Source organism: Halonotius roseus (genome assembly GCF_006861655.1).
GTDB lineage: Archaea > Halobacteriota > Halobacteria > Halobacteriales > Haloferacaceae > Halonotius > Halonotius roseus.
The window spans coordinates 276,044-299,200 of sequence record NZ_SESI01000001.1 but is presented as its reverse complement, the minus strand read 5'-3'; the positions used below and the strand labels follow the sequence as shown (position 1 = coordinate 299,200).

Below are 23,157 nucleotides of genomic sequence, written 5' to 3'. Positions count from 1 at the left end.
GAGGAACACACAATGAGCACGGAGCACGCGACAGACGACGAGACGAGCACCACAACGAACAACGGGAAGTTCGGCGACTACGGCGGCCAGTACGTTCCTGAGGCACTGATGCCGGCGATCCAGGAGCTGACCGACGCCTACGAGCGATACGTCGTCAACAACGAGGATGGCTTCATGGACGAGTTCCGCCAGCGGCTGGCGGATTTCGGCGGCCGACCGACGCCGCTGCAGCGCGCCGATCGGCTCTCGGAGCGATACGACTGCGAGGTCTATCTCAAACGCGAGGATCTGCTCCACGGCGGCGCGCATAAGCTGAACAACGCGCTTGGCCAAGTGCTCCTCGCCAAGTACATGGGCAAAGACCGGATCATCGCCGAAACCGGCGCGGGCCAACACGGGACGGCGACGGCGATGGCGGCCGCGCATCTCGATATGCCCTGTACGATCTACATGGGTGAACGCGACATCAACCGCCAGCGACCCAACGTCTTCCGGATGAAGCTCAACGGCTCGGACGTGAAGCCGGTCACTGCGGGCCGCGGCACGCTGAAGGAAGCCATCTCGGAGACGATGCGCGATTGGGCCGCCAGCGTCGAGACGACCCACTACGTCATCGGCAGCGTCGTCGGCCCCCACCCGTTCCCGGTGATGGTGCGTGATTTCCATGCGGTGATCTCCGAGGAGATGCGAGCACAGACCCGCGAGCAGACCGGCGGCCTCCCGGATTCCGTTGTCGCCTGCGCGGGCGGCGGCTCGAACACGATGGGGGCGTTCGCCCACTTCGTCGACGACGAGGACGTGGATCTCGTCGCTGTCGAGGCCGGCGGCTCATCGCTGGCTGTCGACGAGGAAGCAGGTGTCGCACCTAATTCCGCGTCGCTGTCGACCGGCGACGAGGGCGTTCTCCACGGCGCGCGCACGAAGCTTTTGCAGGATAGCTTCGGCCAGATCATGGAATCACACTCCATCTCCTCGGGGCTCGATTATGCGGGTGTTGGCCCCGAACTCGCCCACCTCGTCGACGAGGATCGCGTCACACCGGTCGCCGTCGACGACGATGCAGCCCTCGAAGGCTTCCACCGGCTGTCGAACACCGAGGGGATTATTCCAGCCCTCGAAACGGCGCATGCCTTCGGCTATCTCGAAGATTACGCCGACGAACTCTCCGGCACCGTCGTCGTCAACGTCTCCGGCCGCGGCGACAAGGATCTCCAGGCGGCTATCGAGGAGACCGAGGCCCGCGATATCCCAAACGCCCCGGATATGTCGATGTTCTCGGAGGGGATCTGAATGGCCGACAGTGGGCAGGCAGCCGAGACCCGCCGCAGCGACGGCGCGGCCGCAAACAGCGCAATCGCCGCAGCCTTCGACGACGGCCCCGCGTTCATCCCGTATCTCGCGGTCGGCGATCCGAGCTACGAGGCCTCGAAGGAGTACGTCGAAGCCCTCGCCCGCGGCGGCGCGGACGTGATCGAACTCGGCCTGCCGTTCTCCGAGCCGATCGCCGAGGGGCCGACGATCCAGGGCGCGATCGTTCGCGCGCTGGAAGGTGGCATGACGCCCGAACTGTTCTTCGAGTTTGTCGAGGATCTCGCGGTCGACGTACCGCTGGTCTGTATGACCTACTACAATCTCATCTACCAGTACAGTCCCCCAGATAGCGACGGCGAGACGCGACGCGCCTCGGAAGCGAGCGGCGCGGCCGCGAGCAGCGGCCCTGAACAGTTCGTCGCCCGCGCGGCTGCGGCCGGCATTGCGGGCCTCGTCGTTCCCGACCTCCCAGCCGAGGAGGCCGACCCGTTGCGGGCAGCCTGCGATGAGTATGGCCTCGATCTGGTCTTCATCGTCGCGCCAACGACCGAGGGCGACCGCTTGGAGTCGATGATGGAACGCGTCTCAGGGTACGTCTACGTTCAGGCCCGCCTCGGGACGACCGGCGCGAAAAGCGACGTGTCGGATCAGACCGACCGCAGCCTCCAGCGACTCAGCGAGTGGGACGTGCCGAAAGCCGTCGGCTTCGGCATCTCCAGCGGCGAGCAAGCTGAACGCATCGTCGCCAGCGGGGCCGATGGGATCATTGTCGGCTCCGCCCTCGTCGATATCGTCGCCGACGGCGTCGACAACGAGTGGTCGACCGCGGCAACGGCCGACAAGCTCGAAGCGAAAGCTCGGGAGTTGGCCGATGGTGCGAGCCGCGGGCGAACCGAACCGACGACCGACGACGGGTAGCCGCGGAGTCGCAAGCTACATACCCTCCTACTGACAGAGGTTCACACAACAGCTATGTCCGCAGGAATCAGCGCGCGGCTCGATCGTATCTCCACCGGGGGCCGGTATCTGATCGTCCCGATGGATCACGGGATCACAATGGGCGCGGTCACCGGTCTCAAGGATCTGGAGTCGACCGTCGATGGCGTCACCAGCGGCGGTGCCGACGCCGTCCTCACCCAGAAGGGCGTCGCCGACCGCGTCCACGGCAACACCAACGGCAGTGGTTACATCGTCCATGTCAACGGCTCGACGACGATCGGCCCGGACGAAAACGACAAACGCCTCACCTGCACCGTCGAGGAGGCGATCCGCGCCGGTGCTGACGCCGTCTCCTTCCATATCAATGTCGGCTCGAACTACGAGCCCGAACAGATCGAAGACCTCGCCCAACTGACCGGCGAGGCCCAGCGGTTCGGGATCCCGGTGTTGGCGATGGCCTACGCCCGCGGCCCCGGCATCCAGGGCGACGAACCCGAGGCCCTCGGCCACGCCGTCCGCCTCGCCGAGGAACTCGGCGCGGATGTCGTCAAAACCGGCTACAGCGGCGATGCAGACAGCTTCGAACACGTTTGTGAGTCGACGAGCCTGCCGATCGTCATCGCCGGCGGCTCGAAGGGAACCGACGCCGAAACCGTCGAGATGGTACGCGGCGCGATGGATGCCGGCGCGGCGGGCGTCTCGATGGGCCGGTCGATCTTTCAACACGACAGCCCCGAGGCGATCACCCGGGCCGTGTCGGCGGTCGTCCACGACGACCATGACGCCGAGGACGCGCTGAGCGCGGCCGGACTCACGGTCGAAGCATAACCGCCTGATTGGGTGTGGGTATCGACCGTTGCTTGTTCAGGTGCTGAGAGGTTGTATATCACGCTCATGGTGAGTTTTAAGTACACTACCCGACTCCGATGAGGTAGTCGATGGTGTACCGATGGCGGGCGCGGAGCGGGGATTTCACGGTTTGGTCGGCCAACCGCGACGAGACCGTCGAGCGCGTGAAAACCTACATCGCCAAACAAAACAAGAGCCGGCTCACCCAGGAGGGGGTGATGGTCGGCTGGTCGTGTCCCTACTGCGATCGGCGCAACTCCGCCCACGACGAACACGTCGCCTTAGAGACGTTCAAAAAGCATCTGTTTTCGCACAAAAAACCGTTGTTGGAGTCGGGTGTCCACGTCGCCGACGACATCAACGGGACGGGATCGATCGCGGTGTTGTCGCCCGTCGAGTCAGTCGGTGCCGACAACGCCAGAGTCCATTTTCTCTCCCCGGGTGACGTTGTCGTCATCGTCACCACGAACCCGGCGAGCCGCATCGATCTGCTGCGGTCGAAGCTCAGCGAGTGGCCCGAGTGGACGGTTCTTCTGACGACGAAAGACGATCCGCTTGCGGGGCTCAGCGGCGTCGAGCTGATGGATATCCCCGTCGAGATCGTTCACCTCGACAAACAGATGGGGTTAGGAAGCCTGACCGAGACCATCTCGCGGGTGCTTGAGGAACAACAGCAGCCCGGCCGGAAGATCGCCTTCGAGTTCGATATCCTGACCGAGCTGATCCAAAAGGCGAAACTCCAGCGCATCTTCAAGTTTCTGCACCTGTTGACCGGTCGCCTGGAGGATGTGACCGCGCTCTCGCATTTCTTTGTCAACCGCGAGCGGATGGCCTCCAGTATGAACGTCCTCGATCCGGTGTTCGATATGCAGCTTGAGGTTGATGGATCGCTGTTCCTCCAGCAGTGAGCGACATACGATCGCACCCACTCATCCAAGTAACAGCGGTGTGTGGGCTCTCAGATCGTCTCGTCTGTGTCGTCGACAGCTGATCGTTCGGCGCGGTCTGTGGCGTCGCTGTCGACCCCTGTGGATGAGACGGCCGCCTCAATCGGCCCAACAAGCCGGTCGACGACCGTGTATGGATCAGCGTCGCGCTCGGCAACGGCTGTGGCGATCGCATCCAGCCCACCGTTGGCCCTCAGGAGTCGGTCGCTGATCGCACCGAGATCGCTGCGGAGGAGTCGCTGGATCGTTGCCGCCGCTCGCTGGCGACGACGGCCGGTGGCGTCGGCCGCCGCAAGATGGGCTGTATGGTCGGCGGCGGCGTCGGCAAACGAATCGATCCCCTCGCCGGTCGTGGCGATCGTCTCGATCACCGGCGGCGTCCACGCAGCTGTCTCGTCCTCCTCGTCGTCGGTGTCGTTGTCCCCGGCATCACCGGCAGCGTCGCGCTCACCGCTTTCATCGCCACCAGCACCGACATCCGTGCTGTGGTGGCCGGCGACCCCACCTGTCGGTTTCGCGCCGTGTACCATCGCCTCCAGATCGGCGACGGTCTGGGCGGCCTCATTCATGTCGGCTTTGTTGACAACGAAGATGTCACCGATCTCTAGGATGCCGGCTTTCAGCAGCTGGATATCGTCACCCGATCCCGGCTGGACGACGACGGCGACGGTGTCGGCGGTTTCGACGATGTCGACCTCGTTTTGGCCCGCGCCGACAGTTTCGATGATGATCCGATCCATCCCGAAGGCCTCGTAGGCGGTGACGGCGTCGGTTGTCGCCATCGAGAGCCCGCCGAGGCGGCCGCGCGCGCTCATCGATCGGACGAAGACGCCCTCGTCGCCGGCGGTCGACCCCATTCGGATCCGGTCGCCCAACACCGAGCCGCCGGTGTACGGCGAGGCGGGATCGACCGCCAACACGCCGACCGTCTCGCCGCGCTCCCGATAGTAGTCGGTGAGCTTGTCGACGAGCGTGGATTTGCCCGCCCCGGGGCTGCCCGTGATCCCAACCACCGGCGTGGTGTCGGCGTGGCGGTGGAGCGCGGCCAGCAGATCGCGGGCTCCCTCACCCCGGTTTTCGATCGTCGTGAGCACGCGTGCAAGGGCGCGCTGATCGCCAGCAAGGAGGTCGTCCAGCAACGCCGTATTCGCCGCAGACAGCCCCTCGCGTGGGTCGTCCGGGAGATCTGCCAGCAGCTCCTCGGAGAGTGCGGCTGTGGGATCGTCGCGGTTGTCGCTATCCTCGTCCATTGTCACTCCGTTCCGGCGTTGTTGCGGACGAATTCGACGGTCTCCTCCATCGGTGTGCCGGGGCCGAAGATCTCGGCGACACCGAGCTCCTTGAGCGCCGATTTGTCTTCCTCGGGGATGATCCCGCCGACGAGGATCAGCGTGTCCTCCAGCGCGCCATACGACTCCAGCCCGTCGATGATCTTCGGCACCAGCGTGTTGTGGGCTCCCGAGAGGATCGAGATGCCAAGCACGTCCACGTCCTCCTGGACGGCCGCTTGGACGATCTCCTCAGGCGCGCGGTGGAGCCCGGAGTACACCACCTCGAAGCCCGCATCCCGGAACGCCCGGGCGATGACCTGCGCGCCGCGGTCGTGGCCGTCGAGGCCGACCTTGGCGATCAGACACCGGATCGCCCGCTGTGTCGAGTCCGCGCTCATGGCCGGCGATTGGGGCGAGAGCGGTTTGATTCTACCGGCCAGCAGTCTCACATCGCCTGTTGTCAGCGAAACTACTTAGACGATGTATGCACAATGCATACATATGAGCACATCCATCCGTGTTTCCGAGCGAACCAAGGAAAAACTCGACCGCCTCAAACGCGACAGCGAGAGTTTCGACGAGCTGTTGGATCGGTTGGTGACCGATGAACAGCCGATCGATATCGGGGCTTGGGACTCGGAGACGGCCGAGCGTGCCCGCGAGGCGATCGATCGTTCTCGGGAGAGCTTCGACCGATGACGTTTCTCGATTCGTCGGTCATCATCGACCTGCTCGAAGGCGTTGATGAAACGGTCGCGTTCATTCGATCGCAGGACGACCAACTGCTCACCTCTTCGATCTGTGCGTACGAGGTGCTTGACGGCGTCCTTGGCAGCGGATCGACGGACATCGTTGCCGAACGCCAGCGGTTCGATGGTGTTCGGGCGATCGAGTTCACCGACGACCTCGCGGTCGACGCGGCTCGACTGCAGGACGAACTGCTGGCTGACGGGACGCGAATGGCAGCCCGTGACTGCATCATCGCTGCCACAGCGCGTTCGACCGGTGATCAGCTCGTCGTCGCTGATTCGGATTTTCAAACTGACGTACTCGAATCGAAGATCGATGTGACGAACCTACAAGACTAGGTCGCTCTTGACGTGATCGACGAGCAGCTGAGGCCGGTTTGATTCCACCAGCCATGCGGGTGTGAGACACGACCGCAGGTGTCGGGCGCGGCTTATCACGCTCCAGCCCCAAGGGGAGGTATGACCACGAAACTGGAAGATCGACTCCTCGGACTCGCTGTCGCAGCCCTCCTCACCGCGATCGGCGGTGAGCTGGCTGGCGTCGCCGCCCTCGTCAGCCTCGGCGTGACGACGTTCGCGCTTGCGCTGGCGACGCTGTTAGTTGTGATGACGCTCTCGCTGATCGTCGGCCTCCGTCGAACCTCGGGGCCGGATATGCACCCGGTGTCGACGACTAACCGGCCGCACTAAGCGACTGTCGTCGGCCCGGTGAACTACTTCTCTCAGAATTGGAGGCCTTTCTAGCTGACTGATCCTGTCGTTGTCACCGGGCAGCCAACGGCCGGTCGACCGGGAGAATAGCTATTACAATTGATTACAAACAGTGTTGTATGCCGATCGATTTCCGATCGTACGATCCCGACGACAAACACACCCTCCAACTCACAGAGGGCTCGAACGCCCACACGCTTCTCACCTTCCTCGCTGCCCACCCCGAGCAGGGGTTCACACCGAAGGAACTCAGCGAAGCAACCGAGATCCCGCGCGGAAGCGTCGGCACGACGCTCAGTCGACTCCACGACCGGGGGCTCGTCCGCCACAAGGAACCCTACTGGGCCCTCGGTGACGACGACCGCCTTGCCAGCTACGGTGCGGCGCGCCACGGTCTTCTCGCGGCCGACGATCGGTTCGGCGACGACGACTTCGGCGACTGGGAGGCGACCGCTGTCGACCCCCGAACGATCGACACCGAGGACGAAACAGGGGCGGTTGACGATGGCTGATGAGCCGGCCTTCGAGCGCGGCCATGTGATCTGGCACGATGGGCTGTTCAAAACAACAGCCAGACCGTGGTTCGTCCTCAGCGACGACGGCCATCCGTTTCATGGCGAGGAGTACCTTGTGGCTGGTGTGACGACAACACAACGTCCGGACGCGATCGAACTGTCCGAGACGGGGTGGGTGGTCGGCGGGCTTCCGGAGCCGAGTTACGTGTCGCCGTGGTTCGTCACCACACTGAAACACGCCGATATCGACCAGGGGATCGGGATGGTAACCGATGACCTGTCTGCGACTGTTTGCGAGACCGTTCGGACGTATCTGTCCTGACCAGCGACACACCTGAAGCGCGGCGCGTTTCGCGTGGCTTTTTATCCGGGCGTTGCCACCCACTCTGTATGCGTGTCGCGTTCGTCTCGATGCACACCCACCACACCCGCGACACCCCGGCGATCCGGCGGCGAACTCGGCTGATTCGCCTGCTCAACCAAACGGAACATGCGGTCGTGGTGCTCTGTAGCCGCTGGTGGGACGGCGACCACCCGACCTTCGAACACGAGGGGATCACCTACCGCGCTGTCGACGGCGAGTGCTCACCCAACCACTTTATCGCCAAACTCCCCCTGGCACTGCGGCGGGCTGACCCGGATGTCGTCCACATCCCGAACACGCCGGCTCGACACGCCCGCGCAGCCAACCCGGTCTGTCGGATGCTGCGGATTCCGATGGTCGTCGACTGGTGGGCTGTCGGCGACGACGACGCTGCGGGCGACTGCCGGCGCGTCGCCAGCAACGCCGATCGGATCGTCGCCCCCTCCCAAACCGTCGAAACGGTCGTTCGGGAGTACGGTGGCTCGGAGGCGTCGATCAGCGTCATCCCGGAGGGGATTGATTTCTCGCTGATCGAATCCGCGCCGGTCAACACGGAGTTCGATCTGGTCTACAGCCGCCATCTCGATGAGCATGCCAACGTCGAGACGTTTTTGCTCGCGTTGGCCGAGCTCCGCGATCGGGAGTGGTCGGCGGCGATCATCGGCAACGGGGCCGCGGCGGCGGATATCGAGCGGACGGCCCGCGATCTCCGCATCCGCGATCGGGTCTCGTTTCTCGGCGAGCTGGACGACGAACAGCGGGTTGCGGTGCTGAAGGGGGCCCACGTCTTCGCCCAAACCGCCGAGCGGGAGCCGTTTGCGACGAACCTGCTGTGGGGGTTGGCCTGTGGCTGTGTCGGTATCGCGGAGTATCAGACCGATTCAGCGGCCCACGAGCTGATCGAACAGAAATCACGGCTTCCCGACACCCGCGGTGAACTCGTCTCAACACCCCAGGAGTTTGCCGACGAGATCGTCGCCGCCGGCTCGCTTGAGCACCGAACGATCGATCCGGCGTACGAACGCTACGACGACAGCAAAATCCTCGATCGGTATCTCACCTGTTACCGACAGGCGATCGACAACTACGGGCTGTTTTGATTCACTATTCTGATTCAGCTGTTTTGATTCAGCGGTTGCAATGGGAGTCTCCGGCCTCAAGGAGTTGTAGACGTGCGGTTGAATTATCGGACGTTGAACGTGGGCGGGGAGTACAACCCTCCTGCCGTCTTGTAGGCAGAGAATGGGAGTTCACGCGAACGCCTCGAGCCGTGCAAAAATCTCCGATTTCCATGATGACGAGAGACTTCGTTTCTCGAACCACTCGCCGCCGAGTCAGCTCATCCAACAAAAATGATATATTGGTGTGCTATATGACCTGTTATATGAAAACAAAGACAGGGATGCTGATTGCGCTAGTCATTGTTGGTATTGGATTCTCAGTACCAGTCGTCCTCGACGGAAGTAGTGAGGCACAGACCACATCCGAATTTACCGGTGAGTTCGAGACCTTCGATTCGAAGGACGGCTTTGAGACCTACCTGGCTCGGGCTGATTCGAGGCGTGGACTCCCAACCGGATTCAGCAGCACACCCAGCATCAGTGTTACCTCAGATGCGGCACTTGCTGACGCAACAGGTGGAGCACAACAACCTGCTCAGGATACGACTGGAGGGAGCCGTACAGGAACTGCGTTTGAAACACGGCAAACCAATATCCAAGAATCAGGTGTTGGTGAACCTGATCTCGTGAAGGTGACTGACGAATACACCTACTACAGTCAAGCACCGACCTCTATTCGAATAGAGCCCCAACTCAGAGAAAATCCTAATGCCACATCACGTGAGTGGAAATCAATTGCTGGCGGTCTCCACACCATCCAAAATCCGAACAGGGGCCAGCTGAACGTTACCAACACAGAGAGCCGAACAGGGCAACTACTGCGAACTGACACCCGACTGGTTGTCTACAATGAAAGTCTTGTGACGGGATACGACACTACTGACAACGAGAACACGCAGTTGTGGGAACTTCCGCTGAATGAATCTACCTCGGTTGTGACCACTCGTCGAATAGGCGATATCGCATATTTTGTCGTACGCGAACGAACAGCCAGGTGCCCAGTCCAACCCATTGAGACACGCGATGCCGTCGAGTGTACCGATATTTATCGCCCATCGATATCTGAGTCAACAAATAGCGAGACAGTATACACGGCCTTTGCTGTTGATTTGACCGATGGGACTGTAGAAGACGAACTGACGTTCCTCGGCTCAGACGCACAAACAGCCGTCTATATGTCTGCTGAATCGCTGTACGTCTCGTATGAAACCTCCTCGTTCGATATTGATGACGTTATCAGTGTAGTGCTTGACAGTGATGAGTTTGCGTCTGACTCGGCTACTGCAGCCGAACTGGAGCAGCTCTCAGAATATGATTTGTCTCCCCAAGCCAAGCGTGTTGAGTTTGAGAATATCATCGATCGGGTGGAGAACCCCCAGAAAGCCCAGCAGAATATTTCAGCGGATGTTGACTCGTATCTTGCCGCGAACAAACGAGATCTCTTCCGATCACAGATCGTGAAGATATCTACCAGCGACGGCGAGTTATCGCAGTCTGCAATGGGTTCAGTGCCAGGAGTGCCGTTGAATCAATTTTCGTTTGATGAAACCGACGGTGAATTGCGGCTTGCGACGACAGTGATGGAAACTGATCGTGAACAGTCCGAAAACGATCTCTATGTGCTCAACGATGAGTTAGAGATCCAAGGGTCAGTGCAGGGAATGGCGGACGGCCAGCGCGTCTACGCGGTTCGGTTCATCGACGATCGAGGTTATGTAATTACCTACCGCCAAGTCGATCCGCTGCACGTAATCGATCTGAGCGACTCGAACACGCCTGAAGAGGTCGGCACGCTGAGACTCCCCGGCTTTTCGGAATATCTCCATCCGATCGGGGACGATCAGCTGCTGGGTGTTGGTGAGAGTCAGGATGGTAACGGGAAGGTGGTGCTGTTTGACGTTCAGGATGCATCGACACCGCAGGTAGCTGACTCTCTGGTGTTAGCGAATACGTATTCCACTGCCGTCTCAGACTCTCATCATGCCTTCATGAACGACGCAGTTCACCAGAACGCCTACATTCCCGCCGGAGACAGTATGTACATTCTCAATTACGGTGAGAGAACACTGACCCAAGAAGAAATTGTTCCTGCTGGTCAGTCAGCTAAACGGACACGGCTGTATAATGATCAGGTCGTGGTGTTCTCTGAGACACAACTCACAGCTTTCAATCGAACCTCCTACGCTGTTGAAAATAGGGTATCGCTCACTGGTTAGCCGTTCCGATCAGTCCGCGTCCTCGTAGTCGCCGCCGTATTTCAGGAAGAAGAACGCAAACGATAGCGTCGAAACCATCGCCACGAACGTCGCCAGCCCGAGTGTTTTGGCCGAATCCGGGATCTGTGGCGCGCCGCCACCGCCGCCACCGCCGCCGGTCTCGACGGTTGGCACGTCGCCGCCGACGGCGACCGCCCCAAGCATCCCCAGCGATTCGTGGGGGCTACACCGGTAGTTCGTGATGCCGGCGTGTTCCTCGGTGAACTCGAACTCGTAGGTGAAGCCGGCTTCTTCGGATGTCTCGCTGCCGAGACTGGCTGGCCCGTCGACGGTTTCGACGTTGTGGCCGCCGCCGTCGCCGGTCCACTCCCAGATGACGGTTGTGCCGGGATCGACCCAGATCCCCGCCGGGCTGAACGCGAGGTTGCCGCCGTTGCCGCTGGCACCGACCTGGACAGTGACCTCCTCGTTTCCGCGAAGATCTTCGGTGCCGCCGTCGACGCCCTGGAGGTGGCTCCCGAAATCGGCCATCTCTGACTGCCCAGCCGCGGTACCTGCCGTTGCGGTTGCGGCCCCCGCCGCGGCGACGCCGCCGGCCGCCGTCCGGAGCAGCCCCCGCCGTGAGACCGCGTCGTTGTCGCTCATATCTCCGTGTTCGTGATCGGCTGTAGTGAATATGTTGGTTCGCTTCCGAGCGATCCTCGTCTCCCGTTCCGGAACGCTTTTACTGCCGATGCCGACACATTCGCCCATGTCATCCGTTGAATCCGAACTCCGCGAGCAGTTCACCGAAGCCTTCGCCGGGGCCGACTACCCGATCACCGGCCAGATGGATCTGGTGCCCGCGCTCCCAAACGGGCCAGGAACAACGTTTACCGCGGGCGATCGAACCCTCACCGCGATGGAGCTCGCCTCGGAGCTCAGCGGCCATCAGGAGTTCCCCTACGAGGACGTTGAATCGCTTGTCGATGACGCGATCGCCGGACTCAAACAGGAAGGCGTTATCTGAGTGACGGCGGCCGAGACGTTCTTTGGCATCGAGCGCAAACAGTAGCTGTGCTCTCTGTGCTGCAGGCCACGCTGCCGGCGTGGGTCGTCTTCGGGCTGCTCCTCGGGCTGGCCGCCTCACTACTGGTCGCAGCCATCTTCTATCTCGGCGATCGACTGTTTCCCGCGACGGATCACGGCCACCGCGAGCGGGCACGCCGCACCACCGGGATGGATCGACGGCGTGCGGAGTACCGGGAGTATCTGACGGCGATCGGTGAACCCTTCCTCGAATCACACGAGCGCGCCGGCCACAGGCTTGATTTTTATCTCACAGAGCGGGATGTCGGGCTCACCTTCGAGCCACGCGTCTTCTTTGGGCTTGAGGAGTCGCCGACGCACGTGATCCTCTGTGAGGCCGAGATGCCCGCGGCCAACCTCGCCCGGCGACTCCCCTTCGAGATCCCGGATGACGTATACACGCCACCGACCAGCAGCGATCCGGTTCAGCGCGCCTACGAGCAGCTTGGGATCTCTCCTGATGCCACCGCGACCGAGGTTCGGGATGCCTACCGCTCGCGGGCCAAGGAGACACACCCCGACCGCGGCGGCAGCAGCGAGGAGTTCAAACAGCTCCAGGAAGCCTACGCGACCGCGAAAGACCACGCCGAGGGCACGGCGTAACGACCGCGGGTTGGCTGTCGCGCTTACAGCGTTGTCACGTCGTAGTCGGTATCGCCATCGCGGAGCGCGTCGGTCACCCGGCCAACCGTATCGGTTGAGGCGACGACGACGACGACCATCCCAACGGCGGCCGCGGCGGCGGCGACCTCGCCGGCAGCGACCGTCACCGCCGGCTCATAGCCCGCCTCGCGGAGGGAAACGACGCCCTCGACATCGGCTGCCAGACACTGATCGGCGGTCTCGCAGTGATCGGCCAGGGCGTCGATATCGGCCTCGCGGCTGCCGCCGTCGCGGGCCGGCGGCACCTGTGCGACGGTGACCGTCCCGGTCGTCATCTCGATGATCCCCTCAAAGGAGGTGATACTCACGTCGGTGTCGGCATCGGCGTCGGTCGTCGCCACGCCGGTCGCCGGCCCCTCGTCGCCGGGTGTCGCATGCAGTAGTCCATCCTCCAGCGAGAGGGTGACCTGCTGGCCGGCTGCGATCGCCTCGGTGGCGATGGCGGTATCCTCCTGGACGCTCCCCAACACGTCGTTGGTGACGTGGTCGGCGAACCGCTGGAGCCCTCTGGCCTCCTGAAACAGCCAGTCGACACCCTCCTTGGTGACCGCATACCGGGAGCGGCCCTCCTTGCGGACAAGCCCGTCGTCGACAAGTTCGCGGATATACTCGGAGACGGCCTGGCTGGTGACACCGACGGAGTCGGCGATCTCGCCTTGGCTCACCGCCGGCTGGCGTTCGGCGATCTCCACCAGCACCCGAAGCCGGGTGGCCGTTCGCTTATCGGCGAGGGCATCGCTCATGACAGATGATTTTGGCGGCACAGTGAAAAGCCCGCCGGGATCGCCGACCGGAGGGTTTTGTCGGTCGACGTCGATCTGTCGGTATGGCCGTCCGCCCGCCAGCCGCCGATCCTCTGACGTTCGCCGACCGGGCGGTGTATCTCGCCGACCCCGACGCGGTGGTGGTGGCCGACCTCCATTTCGGTCGTGCCGACGCCTCCCGTGTCGAGGCCCCGATCGATGCCGCCGCGTCGATCCGCCAACGCGTCCGTGCGCTGCTGGATCGCTTCGCGCCGGCGACGATCGTTTTCGCGGGCGATCTGCTCCATAGCTTTGATCGGCTGCCGGCGGTCGCTGTCGACGCGATCGAGGGGCTGTGGGCGGACTGCGTTGACGCCGACACCGAAGCCCTCGCTGTCGCCGGCAACCACGACAGCCGGCTGGCCGATTGCTGGCCGGGATCGGTCGCCGACACGGTCACACTCGACGATGGCACGGTTGTTTGCCACGGTCACGCGCCGCCAGAGCAACGCGGCCATCGCTACGTGATCGGCCACGCCCATCCGGCGATCACGATCGAGGGGGTGAAACGGCCCTGTTATCTGTTTGGCGACGACGCCTACCGCGGCGGTGATCTACTTGTGCTCCCGGCGTTTACGACCCTGGCCGGCGGCGTCGATATCACCGACCGGCGGGCCGGCGATCTGCCTTCGCCGCTGGTGTCGACGCTGGGCTCGTTGCAGCCGGTGGTCTGGGACGACGACCGCGACGACGCGCTGTGGTTTCCGCCGCTCCAGCAGCTGCGGTCGATGCTGTAGCAATTTGGTTGCTCACTGATCTTCTAACACCGCGCGGGCGGCTTTCCGGCCACTTTCCATCGCGCCCTGAATCGACGACCACTCGGTGTACTCCCCGGCCAGATAGGTGCGTCGCCCGCCATCCCGAACGTCCGGCAGCGACTCGTGAACGCCGGGTGGTTGGGCGAACTGCGCAAACGGGATCCGGTCGGTTCGCAGGGGTTCGAGCCCCTCGAAGCTCCGCTCGGGATACCACGCCGAGAGCGTCTCGCGGGTCTTGGCAGCCAACTGCTTGCTGTCGGTTTCGAGGGCGTCGTCGCCGAGGAACGTCGCGTTCAGTAACACCGCATCGTCGGGGGCGTACTCGGGGGCCACCGTCGACATCGGAACGACCGTATTCGGCGCGCTGTCGCCGGCGTTCAACAGTAGTCGCTTGCCGGTGTCGAGAGCGTCGGCGTCGGGCAGCCGATAGTGTTGGGTGACACAGCCGACCCCCTCGGTCGGGATCGAGTCACAGCCGGTGAGTCTGGCGGCTGGTCGCGCCCCGGTGGCAACGACGACAGCGTCGACCGCGCGGCGATCGCTGTCGGTGACGACGACCGCGTGGCGGCGTTTTTGTTTGAGTTCCGTGACCGCCTCGTCGGTCTGGATCGTCGCCCCGGCGTCGGCCGCGGCAGCGGCGAGCTGTCGGGCGATTGCGCCCATCCCGTCGGCCGGCACCGCGCTGTCGCCGTCGCTGAGGGCCTTGAACGTGTACTCGAAGACGCGCTTCGAGGTCGACAGCGACCGATCTAGGGTGATTCCGCCGTAAAACGGCGCGATGAAGTTGTTGATGTACTGCTCCGAAAAACCCCACTCGGTGAGCCACTCGCGGATCGACGTGTCGGGTCGCCGGAGGAGCTCGTCGTAGGATCGTGTCCCGAGATCCTGTCGGAGCGCGAGCGTCCGCAGCTTGTCGGTTGTGGTGACCTCATCGGTGCGGAGGCTGGCGAGGGCGGCACCCGGATCACCCAGCGGATCGGCCAACACCGATCGGCTGCCGGGGCGGGCGATCGTTGCGCCCGGCGAAAACCGCCGGAGGTCGAGGCCCGCGAGATCAAGTTCTCGTTGGACGGCCGGGTAGGCGGTAAACAGCACCTGAAAGCCGCGATCCAGCGTGTAGCCGCCCTCGGTCTGAGTGGTGACCCGGCCGCCAACGGTCTCGTTGGCATCATATAGCGTGACATCCGCGCCGCCGTCAGCCAGATGCCGGGCGGCGACCAACCCGGCGAGTCCGCCGCCGATAACGACAACAGAACGGCTCATACTATCCCTTGTGGCGGGGGGTACAAAGAAGCATCCTACCCCCCGAGGGAGTCGATCCACGCGACCGTCTGCTCAAGGGTTTGGGGGTGAGCCATCAGTTCGAGATGGGAGACGCCATCGAGCAGCGACAGCTCGTGGCCCTCGGTGTCGGCAAGCAGCGATTCGTAGGCCGCCGGCTCCACCGCCTCGTCGTCGTTGCCAACAAGCGTCAGCGTCGGCTGACCGAGCTCGGTGATCGCGGTATGCTCGTCGGGCACCAACTCGGTCGCAAGCCGGAACGTATACGACAGCGTTTCCCCGCCGTAGCGGGCCGACTCGGGCATCTCATACCGGAGCACCTCGGTGTCGTTGTACACCCCGATCCCGAGCCCGTTGAGCGTCCCGGCCAACAGCATCGACTGGGCGTTGAACTCCTGCCAGCCGCCAAAGGCGCGTTGGGTCGTCGGGGTGAGCAGCCGCCCGAGATGTGGGGCCAACAGCAAATACGCGTCGGCGAGGCTGTCACCCAGCGGATCAGCACCGATCCGGGTCGCAAATCCGCCGCCGGCTCCGTGGCCGCCGATGATGACCGTTCCAAACTCATCGAGCGGTTCGGGTCGCTGCAGGCCGTTTGCGGTGCTAACGATCGCTTGGAGGTCATCGATGAGCTGGCCGACGTAGTCGGTATCCCCGCGGCGGATCGGCTCGGGGCCGTGGCCACGGATGTCGGGCGTGATGACGTGGGCGACCCCGGTGTCGGCGATCGCAGACGCCAGCGGCCGGAGCATCCGGCTATCGAGGGTGGCATTGTGAAATAAGATCAGCACTGTATTCGGATCCTCGTCGGCGATATACTCCCGAAACACCGGTTTCGGGGTGCCCGCCGTGGTCTCCTTGAGCGGCGGCGCGGTCTCCCACTCGATCTGATCGAGCGCGGCGTAGTCGACCGTCCCCTCGGGTGGCTCGCCGCGAAGACAGCCGGCTGTCCCGCCAAGGAGGGCGGTTGTCCCACCAGCAAGCGCGTGTCGTCGGGTGAGGCGGGGAGCCATCGATCTGTGATATACTGCCGACCACATAATAGCTTGCTATTAGGTGCCACACAGCGATCCTGAGCACCCTCTCGGTGACGACTCCGGACTCCGGCTCCGCGATGGCGACGGGAAGGGCTTAGGGCGTCGGTCGCCAACGCCGGGTATGGAACCAACGGGGGCTGTTCAGGGGTTGCGGTGTCCGGCGTGTGAGACATCCCACCCGCTTGCTGCCGATCAGGGCTGTCCGGACTGTGGTGCTGCCTGTACTGTCGCCTACGACTACAGCGCGATCGACGCCGCCGGGTTCGTTGGCGAATCCACGGCCGACGACAGCGATGGGGTATCCGAGACGGAGCACCCGCCAGGCCAGTGGCGGTACGACGCGCTGTTGCCCTTCGACGCTGACGACGCTGTCACCGCCGGCGAGGGCGATACACCACTCGTCGCCGCCGATCGACTGGCCGACGAACTCGGCGTCGAGGGTGTGTTCATCAAGGACGAGAGCCGGAACCCGACGGGGACAGTCTACGACCGCGGGATGAGCGTGGCCGCGACCGCGATCGCGGCGCGGGACGACCCCGAGGCTGTCGAACCGGTCGCGCTGGCGACGACCGGCAACAGCGGGCAGTCGGCGGCGGCGTATCTCGGACGGCTTGGCCTCCGATCGTACGCCTTCGTCCCCTCGCGGTCGGCGTTTTCGAACAAGGCGATGATCAACGTCCACGGCGGGGAGATGCAGGTCGTCGGCGGGCGGTACGCGGATGCCGCGGCCGCCGTCGATGAGCAGTTGGCCGGCGACTACTACTCACTCCAGGAGTTCACCACGCCATACCGCCAGGAGGGCGCGAAGACGCTGGCCTTCGAGCTGTATGCGGATCTCGGAGGTGTTCCGGATGTCGTCTTCGTCCCGACAAGTACCGGCGAGCTGGTCGTCGGTGTTGCCGCCGGCTTCGAGGAGCTGGTCGAACTCGGTGTTGCTGACGAGACGCCGATGCTCGTCGCCGTCCAGCCGACCGGCTGTGCGCCGATCGCCACCGCCGTCGAGAGCGGCGCGAGCGACCCTGAGCCGTGGGCCGTGCCGGATACGATCGTCGGCGAGTTGGAGGTTCCCGATCCCGCCGGCGGCCCGCAGGCTGTCGCCGCCGTCGAGCGACTCGATGGGACGGCTGTCACCGTCGACGACGACGAGATCCTCGAATCGGCCGTTGCCGTCGCCAGCAACGAGGTCATCGAGATGGGGGCGGCCGGCGGCGCGGCCCCCGCGGGCGCGTGGCGGTACGCCGAAGAGACCGGCTTCGGTGGCGACGAGACCGTGGTGTTGCTCAACACCGAATCCGGTACCAAGACGCCGGACATCCTTCGGAGCCATCTGATGGGCCCCGGTGGGTAGTCACCGGAGCGACGGCACGCCCTGGTAGCTATTTGCTGCCGGAGCGACAGCACGCCCCGGTAGCTATTTGCCGCCGACACCGCTAGACCCTGTATGTTCAGCGACACCATGGAGGATTACCTGAAGGCGATCTACGTCCTTCAGACCGAGCGTGGCCCGCCGGTGTCGACCTCGGCGATCGCGGAGTATCTTGAGAAGACGCCGCCGACGGTCACCAGCATGGTGAGTTCGCTGGCCGATCACGACCTTATCGACCACGAGAAGTACAAAGGCGTCGAGCTAACCGAGGAAGGCGAGACGGTTGCCCTCGAAGTTATCCGCCATCACCGCCTGCTTGAGACCTATCTGACCGAACATCTCGACTACGACTGGCACGAGGTACACGAGGAGGCCGACGCCTTAGAACACCACATCTCTGAGGAGTTCGAACGCCGCGTCGCCGAGGCCCTCGATAACCCCTCGGTCGATCCCCACGGCGACCCGATCCCGGGCGTCGATCTCGACCCGATCGAGGGTGACGACACCGACCGCCTCACCGAGTTCGAGCCCGGTGACCACGTCGTCGTAAGCCGCGTTAGCGACCGCGACGAGGACGAGCTCACCTATCTCGAAAACGCCGGCATCACCCCCGGAACCGAGCTCGAACTCGTCGATATCGCGCCGTTTGGGATGGTGACTGTTGTCACCCCCGACGGCGACGAACAGAGTCTGCCCGAATCTGTTGCGCGCTCGATCCGTGTTGAGCCGGTCGATGAGGCTGTGGCTTGAATAGTTCTAGTAGGGGGCGAAAAGGATATTAACCATACCGAATCAAATATTCATCTACGATGAGTTTTGATGAGGAAATTGTCTCGGAGTATGATACTCCATTTGAGGCTGTCGCGGATCATCAGAGCATTATTTTAGAAAATACAGATTTACTATACATTGCTCTGGAAGAAAATCTACACCGAGTTGATGAGATTGCCAGTGCTGACACGCTCCGAGCTGCTCTGTCTAGAGTACTAATCGAAGATTCGGAATCATATGAATCGGCAAACACAGTTTCAAGTGCAATTCTTCATTCTATTAGCTACTACCATCATTACGATATTCCTAAAACAATAAATGATGATTTGAATCAGTGGTTAAAAAAATGCAATATAAAATTTGAGGCTGAAATACAACAGAGTCGCACAAAAGAATATGTTGGCTCTGAGGGGTGGACAGATATCAATACTAGCATAGAAATCACAGATTCAGAATTAGAGTCTATTAACTTCAGACATAATGTAAAAACTCTTGAAGACAAATTCACTTTTGTATCGACTTCAACTGGTCTGGTAGGATTAGTTGAGCACCTTCTGGAACAATTAAAAGATGCATCAGGGTACAACGCGCTTACAGATGAAGAAATTGAGCGCTTAGAAGATTCTTTTGAAGAGGTGGTAGATTATCACCATTCAGAGAACAAGCGAAGCGATTTACTAATAGAAGCTTTACTGTCTAATACGGATCTGTCAAAAGAAGAGATAGCTGAATTGAGTGAAGAAGAAATATACGACAGATTAGAACAAAGCATCAACGAGGAATAAATCATGAAAAATAAGCAATTGAAAGTTGACGATGTTTTCCAACCTCCAGAGAGTTCTCAAAATAAAATTAGCAATTTAACTGATATGGAGTGGGTGAAGCTGTCTAATGATGACGAGACAGTAATGGCAGAAGCCAGTGTATCGGAGCTTATTGATAAGGAAGCTGGCCGCCGCTTGGTTGTAGATATCGACCAAGGCAGTATGATTACCGCTAGCGGAATTCAACAACCAGAATTATCGAACGATCAAGGAGAAAGAAATTGGAATTTTCCAAATAAAATCCAAGAGAAGCTTGGTTCTATAGAAGAAAGATTAGATAAAATAGAGAAAGTAATCTGTGGAGAAATCACTAATCAAGATTTGAAGGAGGGTTCCGCTGTTGGACTTAGTTCTGACTTGTTAACAGAGTCGTTCTCAGTCAATCTCGATGATGCAGATCTGTCCACGGAAGAAGTTCGTCTAATAAAAAATCCGGATGGACAGTGGACGGCTCGTGACCTCAGTGTCGAGGTGACAGCACAAGGCGAAACCCGATCAGATGCACTCGACAATCTCGATGCCGTCGTTGCGGCGGTGGAGGATGATGGCGGGGAGCCGCCAACCGACGAGGAAATCCGCGATCTCGGTGTCGACCCCGAAGTCGCTCGCTCACAAGACGATGACCTCCCCGATGTCCTGCAGTAGCGATGGTGACGCGGGATTTTTCGGGTAAGGATGTGTACAAGGTGCTGGTCAACGTCGGTAGCTTTCGGCACGTCCGTACGAATGGTGATCACCTGATTCTGCGGTGGGAGCCACCAGACAGCCACGAAGCGGCAGAGACCCGTGTTGTGACTGTCCCTGCCCACGATTCGATCAGCATCGGGACACTCCATGATATCGCCGACGACGCTGGCGCGCAGGATTTTGTGTCGTTCTGCGAATGGATCGACAAGCATCGCTAATCCTTGCTTCCGACCGACCCGCGATCAGTGATCGGCGACGAGTTCGAGCCCGTCATCGGTGTCGACGACAGCGAGCCCGTGGTCGTGGACGAACGCCGCGGTTCGCTCGGGGACGATCCGTTCGGCGGCGATCCGGGCGCGCAGCTCCGGGAGCAGCGTGCGGAGATCCGCGCCGGTTTCGATGACCGGCGAGGAGCGGAGAAACGCGGTCGACAGATCGGCATCGGCCGCCCGGTCGGCGAGGCGTTGGAGTTCGACCCCCTCGAAGACCTCGGCGAAGTCGATCGGCTCGGTAAAGCCGGCGTAGTAGACCCGCCCCTCGGTCGTCGGGCCGAGAACCACATCGTTGGTGCGGAGCTTCATCGCCGCCTCGTCGATCATCGTCCGCGACAACAGCGGTGCCGTCCCCCGGATGACGGCCACCGATGCTGCGTCTTCCTCACGGAGGAGATGCGTGACGGTGTTGCCCGCTCGCGCCGAAAACGTCGAGCCGACCTGGGGTTCGAATCGTACGTCAGCGGAGTCCTCAAGCGCGTCGGCAACGACCGCGCGGAGCTCGGCGACCGGCTCGGTGTCGGTTTGGTGGGCGTCCGGCAGCTGATCGGATTCCGGATAGTTGATCAACGGCTCCGCGCCCGAGCGGTCGATGGCGCGGATCGTATCGGCAAGCGAGGCCGCATACAGCTCGGCGGCCGCCGCACTCGACAGCGGGCTCGTTTCTGCGAGCGTCGGCAACACAAGACCCTCACGCGGCGGCAACGCCATCACGGCGATTACGGTCATACCGACGGCTCGGGGCGGCGGCGTCTTGAACACGGTGATCCCAGTTGGACGGGAGGATCCCCATCGGCGAGCGTTATCAGCGACTCTGTCGACCCTTTGTCTGGCGATAATCCCGCGAAAACACGTTCTCGGTCATATGCTCGATGAAGGCCTCGCTGTCGGCATCGGACTGCCGATCGAGTTCGAGCATCGGGACGAGTTCGAACCCACGGCCGCGAACCGTCGTCGCGTGTACCTCGTCGATATCGAAGCTGTCCGGCGACTGGGTCGTGTACTCCATCGCCAGCGATTCGATCACCCGCTGGCCGATCGGGACGATGATCTGGGGATTCATCATCCGGATCTCGGCGTTGAGATACGGCTCGCAGGTGTCGATCTCGTTTTTGCTTGGCTTGCGGTCTGGGTGTCGACAGCGCGTCAAATAGGTACAGAAAGCGTTCTGCATGTCCGGTTTGGCGGCGTCTGGCTCCGAGCGGACGAAGCCGAGCTCGCCGAGGATCCACTGGAGGCGGCGACCGGCCTCGTCGCCGGTGAAAGGGATTCCCGCCGTGTCGGCTCCCTCGCTCGGGCGTTCGGCGATGAAAATGAACTCGCCGCCGACATCGCCGTAGCCGTGGACAACGTTGGTGCGTTCCTCGCAGAGCCCCGGACAGTTGGTGCACTGCTCGTCCATGCCGAAGGGGTTCTCTAACTGGGGCTGGTGGGCATCCACACCGGATCGTGGGGATCTGTCGATAAAATACCCCGGATGGTTGGCCCGCCGAACCGAGACGATGAGCGTCGACCGCGATCAGAGACCGACGAGCACCGTCGCCTGGTTTGCCAGCTCTTGGAGTTCCTCGCTGGTCGAGATGAGGTAGATGAACCCAAGCTGAACCGAGTTCGTGAGCCCGTGGGCGAGCGCGACGACGGTCAGATTCTCCGTCAACTCATAGAGCGTCCCGTAGATGACCGAGCCGGCGAACAACGCCGCGAAGGCCGCCAGTACCTGCACCGGGGTCGCCCCAGCCGAGCTGTATGCCGTCAGGTGGATCGGCACGAAAATGAAACTCGCCAGCACGATCGCCGCTGGACGACTAAAGGAGTTTGTCAGCCGTGTTTGGATCACCCCTCGGTAGAGCAGTTCCTCAAACGGCCCGACAACAAGGATCATAAACGGGATCAACAGCAGATAGAAGGTTGGCTCGATCCCCTCGAAGTTCAGCAGGCTGTGTGAGGCGGCCTGAACGCCGAGGGCAAACGAGATGAGATTGACGGTGCCGATCGCAAACAGGACGGCAAACGGCGCGACAGCGATCACCAGCAGGTGAAACAGTGTCGGCTTGCGAATCCGGACAAAGGAGATATCCTTGCCGGTCGCCCACAGATAGGCGGCGGTGATCCCGCCCATCGCCAGAATCTGCCCGAACACGAAGTTGATCGTCAGCTCCGCCAGCGGCGATAGCGGTTGCTCGATCGGGAACACGAGCGTCGCCGCAAGGAGTGGGAGCACCAACACGGCCGGCAGCAGGATCGCCCCAAACCCAAGCCCGGCCACGAGAACGATCGCCCACAGCTTTCCCAGCAGCCGCCATCCGATATCCCCGGATCGATCGCCGGCATCGCTGGTCACGATCCGTCCATCGTCGGTCACCGATCCGACCGGCTGTCGATCGGCCCGCTCGTTTGTCGGCTCGGCCATCACCGCCACCCATGACAGACGGCTGTCGGCGGGCGTGCTGTCGGCTCCGGCGGGTGACGCTTGGCCGGCGGTTCGCGGCGGTGACGAAGGGTGGAGGCTCCCATTAGCCGTCTGTCGGTGCTGGATAGCGAAAAACGCTGTCGTTCCGGCGATCGTTTGGCGGCTGAAGCCGCCGGGGTGGCCGCGTCGCCGACCTCCCCCGAACGCTTTTACTGCCACCGGCTAAC

The 23,157-nt window shown here is 62.1% G+C and carries 28 protein-coding genes; 19 read left to right on the top strand and 9 right to left on the bottom strand.

The genetic code is table 11. The features are described from left to right. Window positions 1–12: 12 nt before the first annotated feature. The 4 genes from trpB to EWF95_RS01635 all read left to right on the top strand — a co-directional run bounded on the left by trpB (window position 13) and on the right by EWF95_RS01635 (window position 4,007). Complete coding sequence (gene trpB / locus EWF95_RS01650) at window positions 13–1,290, top strand: tryptophan synthase subunit beta (protein ID WP_142442253.1); 1,278 nt, start codon at window positions 13–15, stop codon at window positions 1,288–1,290. Further along, a complete protein-coding gene (gene trpA / locus EWF95_RS01645; RefSeq protein WP_142442251.1) occupies window positions 1,291–2,229 on the top strand; it encodes a tryptophan synthase subunit alpha in 939 nt (312 codons plus the stop codon). Between the two features lie 54 nt (window positions 2,230–2,283). Beyond that, complete coding sequence (locus tag EWF95_RS01640) at window positions 2,284–3,078, top strand: 2-amino-3,7-dideoxy-D-threo-hept-6-ulosonate synthase (RefSeq protein ID WP_142442249.1); 795 nt, start codon at window positions 2,284–2,286, stop codon at window positions 3,076–3,078. Window positions 3,079–3,188: 110 nt separating this feature from the next. Next, window positions 3,189–4,007 (top strand): DUF7504 family protein, encoded by an 819-nt coding sequence (locus EWF95_RS01635; RefSeq protein WP_142442247.1) that lies wholly within the window; start codon window positions 3,189–3,191, stop codon window positions 4,005–4,007. A gap of 50 nt (window positions 4,008–4,057) precedes the next feature. On the opposite strand, the gene meaB is transcribed toward EWF95_RS01635, so the two are convergent. Beyond that, window positions 4,058–5,296, bottom strand: coding sequence for a methylmalonyl Co-A mutase-associated GTPase MeaB (gene meaB / locus EWF95_RS01630; RefSeq protein ID WP_142442245.1), 1,239 nt, complete (start codon window positions 5,294–5,296; stop codon window positions 4,058–4,060). Between the two features lie 2 nt (window positions 5,297–5,298). Further along, window positions 5,299–5,715 carry a cobalamin B12-binding domain-containing protein gene (locus EWF95_RS01625; protein ID WP_142442243.1) on the bottom strand — a complete coding sequence of 139 codons (417 nt, stop codon included), beginning with the start codon at window positions 5,713–5,715 and terminating at the stop codon, window positions 5,299–5,301. A 103-nt stretch (window positions 5,716–5,818) separates the two neighbouring features. Here EWF95_RS01625 and EWF95_RS01620 point away from each other — a divergent pair, with 103 nt between their 5' ends. The 7 genes from EWF95_RS01620 to EWF95_RS01590 all read left to right on the top strand — a co-directional run bounded on the left by EWF95_RS01620 (window position 5,819) and on the right by EWF95_RS01590 (window position 10,993). Next, window positions 5,819–6,016: a DUF7557 family protein gene (locus EWF95_RS01620; RefSeq protein ID WP_142442242.1), complete on the top strand. Its 198-nt coding sequence runs from the start codon at window positions 5,819–5,821 to the stop codon at window positions 6,014–6,016. Further along, window positions 6,013–6,405, top strand: a complete 393-nt coding sequence (locus EWF95_RS01615) for a PIN domain-containing protein (protein WP_142442241.1) — start codon at window positions 6,013–6,015, stop codon at window positions 6,403–6,405. Before EWF95_RS01620 ends, EWF95_RS01615 begins: the two co-directional genes overlap by 4 nt. 120 nt (window positions 6,406–6,525) lie before the next feature. Continuing rightward, a complete protein-coding gene (locus EWF95_RS01610) occupies window positions 6,526–6,756 on the top strand; it encodes a hypothetical protein (protein ID WP_142442239.1) in 231 nt (76 codons plus the stop codon). A 140-nt stretch (window positions 6,757–6,896) separates the two neighbouring features. Beyond that, a complete protein-coding gene (locus EWF95_RS01605) occupies window positions 6,897–7,289 on the top strand; it encodes a MarR family transcriptional regulator (RefSeq protein ID WP_142442237.1) in 393 nt (130 codons plus the stop codon). Beyond that, a complete protein-coding gene (locus EWF95_RS01600; RefSeq protein WP_142442235.1) occupies window positions 7,282–7,614 on the top strand; it encodes a hypothetical protein in 333 nt (110 codons plus the stop codon). Before EWF95_RS01605 ends, EWF95_RS01600 begins: the two co-directional genes overlap by 8 nt. 68 nt (window positions 7,615–7,682) lie before the next feature. Then, window positions 7,683–8,756 carry a glycosyltransferase gene (locus EWF95_RS01595; RefSeq protein ID WP_142442234.1) on the top strand — a complete coding sequence of 358 codons (1,074 nt, stop codon included), beginning with the start codon at window positions 7,683–7,685 and terminating at the stop codon, window positions 8,754–8,756. Between the two features lie 284 nt (window positions 8,757–9,040). Then, complete coding sequence (locus tag EWF95_RS01590; protein WP_185911666.1) at window positions 9,041–10,993, top strand: beta-propeller domain-containing protein; 1,953 nt, start codon at window positions 9,041–9,043, stop codon at window positions 10,991–10,993. Between the two features lie 9 nt (window positions 10,994–11,002). Here the strand turns inward: EWF95_RS01590 and EWF95_RS01585 are convergent, their stop codons facing one another. Beyond that, window positions 11,003–11,638, bottom strand: coding sequence for a halocyanin domain-containing protein (locus tag EWF95_RS01585; RefSeq protein ID WP_142442230.1), 636 nt, complete (start codon window positions 11,636–11,638; stop codon window positions 11,003–11,005). A 106-nt stretch (window positions 11,639–11,744) separates the two neighbouring features. On the opposite strand from EWF95_RS01585, the gene EWF95_RS01580 reads away from it, so the two are divergent. Both EWF95_RS01580 and EWF95_RS01575 read left to right on the top strand, forming a co-directional pair. Then, window positions 11,745–12,002, top strand: a complete 258-nt coding sequence (locus EWF95_RS01580) for an MTH865 family protein (RefSeq protein WP_142442228.1) — start codon at window positions 11,745–11,747, stop codon at window positions 12,000–12,002. Between the two features lie 47 nt (window positions 12,003–12,049). Then, window positions 12,050–12,664 carry a J domain-containing protein gene (locus tag EWF95_RS01575; RefSeq protein WP_246055609.1) on the top strand — a complete coding sequence of 205 codons (615 nt, stop codon included), beginning with the start codon at window positions 12,050–12,052 and terminating at the stop codon, window positions 12,662–12,664. Between the two features lie 23 nt (window positions 12,665–12,687). Here EWF95_RS01575 and EWF95_RS01570 read toward each other — a convergent pair whose 3' ends face one another. Further along, entirely contained in the window at window positions 12,688–13,467 is a 780-nt protein-coding gene (locus tag EWF95_RS01570) for a DUF7839 domain-containing protein (RefSeq protein ID WP_142442227.1), read from the bottom strand. Between the two features lie 83 nt (window positions 13,468–13,550). Between EWF95_RS01570 and EWF95_RS01565 the strand changes: the two genes are divergently transcribed. Further along, a complete protein-coding gene (locus EWF95_RS01565; RefSeq protein WP_142442225.1) occupies window positions 13,551–14,264 on the top strand; it encodes a metallophosphoesterase in 714 nt (237 codons plus the stop codon). Between the two features lie 12 nt (window positions 14,265–14,276). Here the strand turns inward: EWF95_RS01565 and EWF95_RS01560 are convergent, their stop codons facing one another. Both EWF95_RS01560 and EWF95_RS01555 read right to left on the bottom strand, forming a co-directional pair. Next, window positions 14,277–15,548, bottom strand: coding sequence for an NAD(P)/FAD-dependent oxidoreductase (locus tag EWF95_RS01560; RefSeq protein ID WP_142442224.1), 1,272 nt, complete (start codon window positions 15,546–15,548; stop codon window positions 14,277–14,279). A 35-nt stretch (window positions 15,549–15,583) separates the two neighbouring features. After that, window positions 15,584–16,576, bottom strand: a complete 993-nt coding sequence (locus EWF95_RS01555) for an alpha/beta fold hydrolase (protein ID WP_185911665.1) — start codon at window positions 16,574–16,576, stop codon at window positions 15,584–15,586. Window positions 16,577–16,721: 145 nt separating this feature from the next. Here EWF95_RS01555 and EWF95_RS01550 point away from each other — a divergent pair, with 145 nt between their 5' ends. The 5 genes from EWF95_RS01550 to EWF95_RS01530 all read left to right on the top strand — a co-directional run bounded on the left by EWF95_RS01550 (window position 16,722) and on the right by EWF95_RS01530 (window position 20,466). Next, entirely contained in the window at window positions 16,722–17,948 is a 1,227-nt protein-coding gene (locus tag EWF95_RS01550) for a threonine synthase (protein WP_142442222.1), read from the top strand. Window positions 17,949–18,041: 93 nt separating this feature from the next. After that, on the top strand, window positions 18,042–18,716 hold the full coding sequence (locus EWF95_RS01545) for a metal-dependent transcriptional regulator (protein ID WP_142442221.1): 675 nt from the start codon (window positions 18,042–18,044) through the stop codon (window positions 18,714–18,716). 59 nt (window positions 18,717–18,775) lie between these two features. After that, window positions 18,776–19,522 carry a hypothetical protein gene (locus EWF95_RS01540; RefSeq protein ID WP_142442220.1) on the top strand — a complete coding sequence of 249 codons (747 nt, stop codon included), beginning with the start codon at window positions 18,776–18,778 and terminating at the stop codon, window positions 19,520–19,522. A 3-nt stretch (window positions 19,523–19,525) separates the two neighbouring features. Beyond that, complete coding sequence (locus EWF95_RS13750) at window positions 19,526–20,206, top strand: type II toxin-antitoxin system HicB family antitoxin (RefSeq protein WP_246055608.1); 681 nt, start codon at window positions 19,526–19,528, stop codon at window positions 20,204–20,206. A 2-nt stretch (window positions 20,207–20,208) separates the two neighbouring features. Continuing rightward, on the top strand, window positions 20,209–20,466 hold the full coding sequence (locus EWF95_RS01530) for a type II toxin-antitoxin system HicA family toxin (RefSeq protein WP_142442219.1): 258 nt from the start codon (window positions 20,209–20,211) through the stop codon (window positions 20,464–20,466). Between the two features lie 24 nt (window positions 20,467–20,490). On the opposite strand, the gene EWF95_RS01525 is transcribed toward EWF95_RS01530, so the two are convergent. The 3 genes from EWF95_RS01525 to EWF95_RS01515 form a co-directional block, all read right to left on the bottom strand. Beyond that, window positions 20,491–21,249, bottom strand: coding sequence for a DUF2064 domain-containing protein (locus EWF95_RS01525; protein WP_142442218.1), 759 nt, complete (start codon window positions 21,247–21,249; stop codon window positions 20,491–20,493). 76 nt (window positions 21,250–21,325) lie between these two features. Next, window positions 21,326–21,961, bottom strand: a complete 636-nt coding sequence (locus EWF95_RS01520; RefSeq protein ID WP_142442217.1) for a uracil-DNA glycosylase — start codon at window positions 21,959–21,961, stop codon at window positions 21,326–21,328. Window positions 21,962–22,039: 78 nt separating this feature from the next. Continuing rightward, complete coding sequence (locus EWF95_RS01515) at window positions 22,040–23,149, bottom strand: CPBP family intramembrane glutamic endopeptidase (RefSeq protein ID WP_142442216.1); 1,110 nt, start codon at window positions 23,147–23,149, stop codon at window positions 22,040–22,042. Window positions 23,150–23,157 lie beyond the last annotated feature (8 nt).

Bases quoted from the DNA above. Each gene is read 5' to 3' on its own strand.
- trpB (WP_142442253.1), top strand. From the start codon at position 13: ATGAGCACGGAGCACGCGACAGACGACGAGACGAGCACCACAACGAAC.
- trpA (WP_142442251.1), top strand. From the start codon at position 1,291: ATGGCCGACAGTGGGCAGGCAGCCGAGACCCGCCGCAGCGACGGCGCG.
- EWF95_RS01640 (WP_142442249.1), top strand. From the start codon at position 2,284: ATGTCCGCAGGAATCAGCGCGCGGCTCGATCGTATCTCCACCGGGGGC.
- EWF95_RS01635 (WP_142442247.1), top strand. From the start codon at position 3,189: ATGGTGTACCGATGGCGGGCGCGGAGCGGGGATTTCACGGTTTGGTCG.
- meaB (WP_142442245.1), bottom strand. From the start codon at position 5,296: ATGGACGAGGATAGCGACAACCGCGACGATCCCACAGCCGCACTCTCC.
- EWF95_RS01625 (WP_142442243.1), bottom strand. From the start codon at position 5,715: ATGAGCGCGGACTCGACACAGCGGGCGATCCGGTGTCTGATCGCCAAG.
- EWF95_RS01620 (WP_142442242.1), top strand. From the start codon at position 5,819: ATGAGCACATCCATCCGTGTTTCCGAGCGAACCAAGGAAAAACTCGAC.
- EWF95_RS01615 (WP_142442241.1), top strand. From the start codon at position 6,013: ATGACGTTTCTCGATTCGTCGGTCATCATCGACCTGCTCGAAGGCGTT.
- EWF95_RS01610 (WP_142442239.1), top strand. From the start codon at position 6,526: ATGACCACGAAACTGGAAGATCGACTCCTCGGACTCGCTGTCGCAGCC.
- EWF95_RS01605 (WP_142442237.1), top strand. From the start codon at position 6,897: ATGCCGATCGATTTCCGATCGTACGATCCCGACGACAAACACACCCTC.
- EWF95_RS01600 (WP_142442235.1), top strand. From the start codon at position 7,282: ATGGCTGATGAGCCGGCCTTCGAGCGCGGCCATGTGATCTGGCACGAT.
- EWF95_RS01595 (WP_142442234.1), top strand. From the start codon at position 7,683: ATGCGTGTCGCGTTCGTCTCGATGCACACCCACCACACCCGCGACACC.
- EWF95_RS01590 (WP_185911666.1), top strand. From the start codon at position 9,041: ATGAAAACAAAGACAGGGATGCTGATTGCGCTAGTCATTGTTGGTATT.
- EWF95_RS01585 (WP_142442230.1), bottom strand. From the start codon at position 11,638: ATGAGCGACAACGACGCGGTCTCACGGCGGGGGCTGCTCCGGACGGCG.
- EWF95_RS01580 (WP_142442228.1), top strand. From the start codon at position 11,745: ATGTCATCCGTTGAATCCGAACTCCGCGAGCAGTTCACCGAAGCCTTC.
- EWF95_RS01570 (WP_142442227.1), bottom strand. From the start codon at position 13,467: ATGAGCGATGCCCTCGCCGATAAGCGAACGGCCACCCGGCTTCGGGTG.
- EWF95_RS01565 (WP_142442225.1), top strand. From the start codon at position 13,551: ATGGCCGTCCGCCCGCCAGCCGCCGATCCTCTGACGTTCGCCGACCGG.
- EWF95_RS01560 (WP_142442224.1), bottom strand. From the start codon at position 15,548: ATGAGCCGTTCTGTTGTCGTTATCGGCGGCGGACTCGCCGGGTTGGTC.
- EWF95_RS01555 (WP_185911665.1), bottom strand. From the start codon at position 16,576: ATGGCTCCCCGCCTCACCCGACGACACGCGCTTGCTGGTGGGACAACC.
- EWF95_RS01550 (WP_142442222.1), top strand. From the start codon at position 16,722: ATGGAACCAACGGGGGCTGTTCAGGGGTTGCGGTGTCCGGCGTGTGAG.
- EWF95_RS01545 (WP_142442221.1), top strand. From the start codon at position 18,042: ATGTTCAGCGACACCATGGAGGATTACCTGAAGGCGATCTACGTCCTT.
- EWF95_RS01540 (WP_142442220.1), top strand. From the start codon at position 18,776: ATGAGTTTTGATGAGGAAATTGTCTCGGAGTATGATACTCCATTTGAG.
- EWF95_RS13750 (WP_246055608.1), top strand. From the start codon at position 19,526: ATGAAAAATAAGCAATTGAAAGTTGACGATGTTTTCCAACCTCCAGAG.
- EWF95_RS01530 (WP_142442219.1), top strand. From the start codon at position 20,209: ATGGTGACGCGGGATTTTTCGGGTAAGGATGTGTACAAGGTGCTGGTC.
- EWF95_RS01525 (WP_142442218.1), bottom strand. From the start codon at position 21,249: ATGACCGTAATCGCCGTGATGGCGTTGCCGCCGCGTGAGGGTCTTGTG.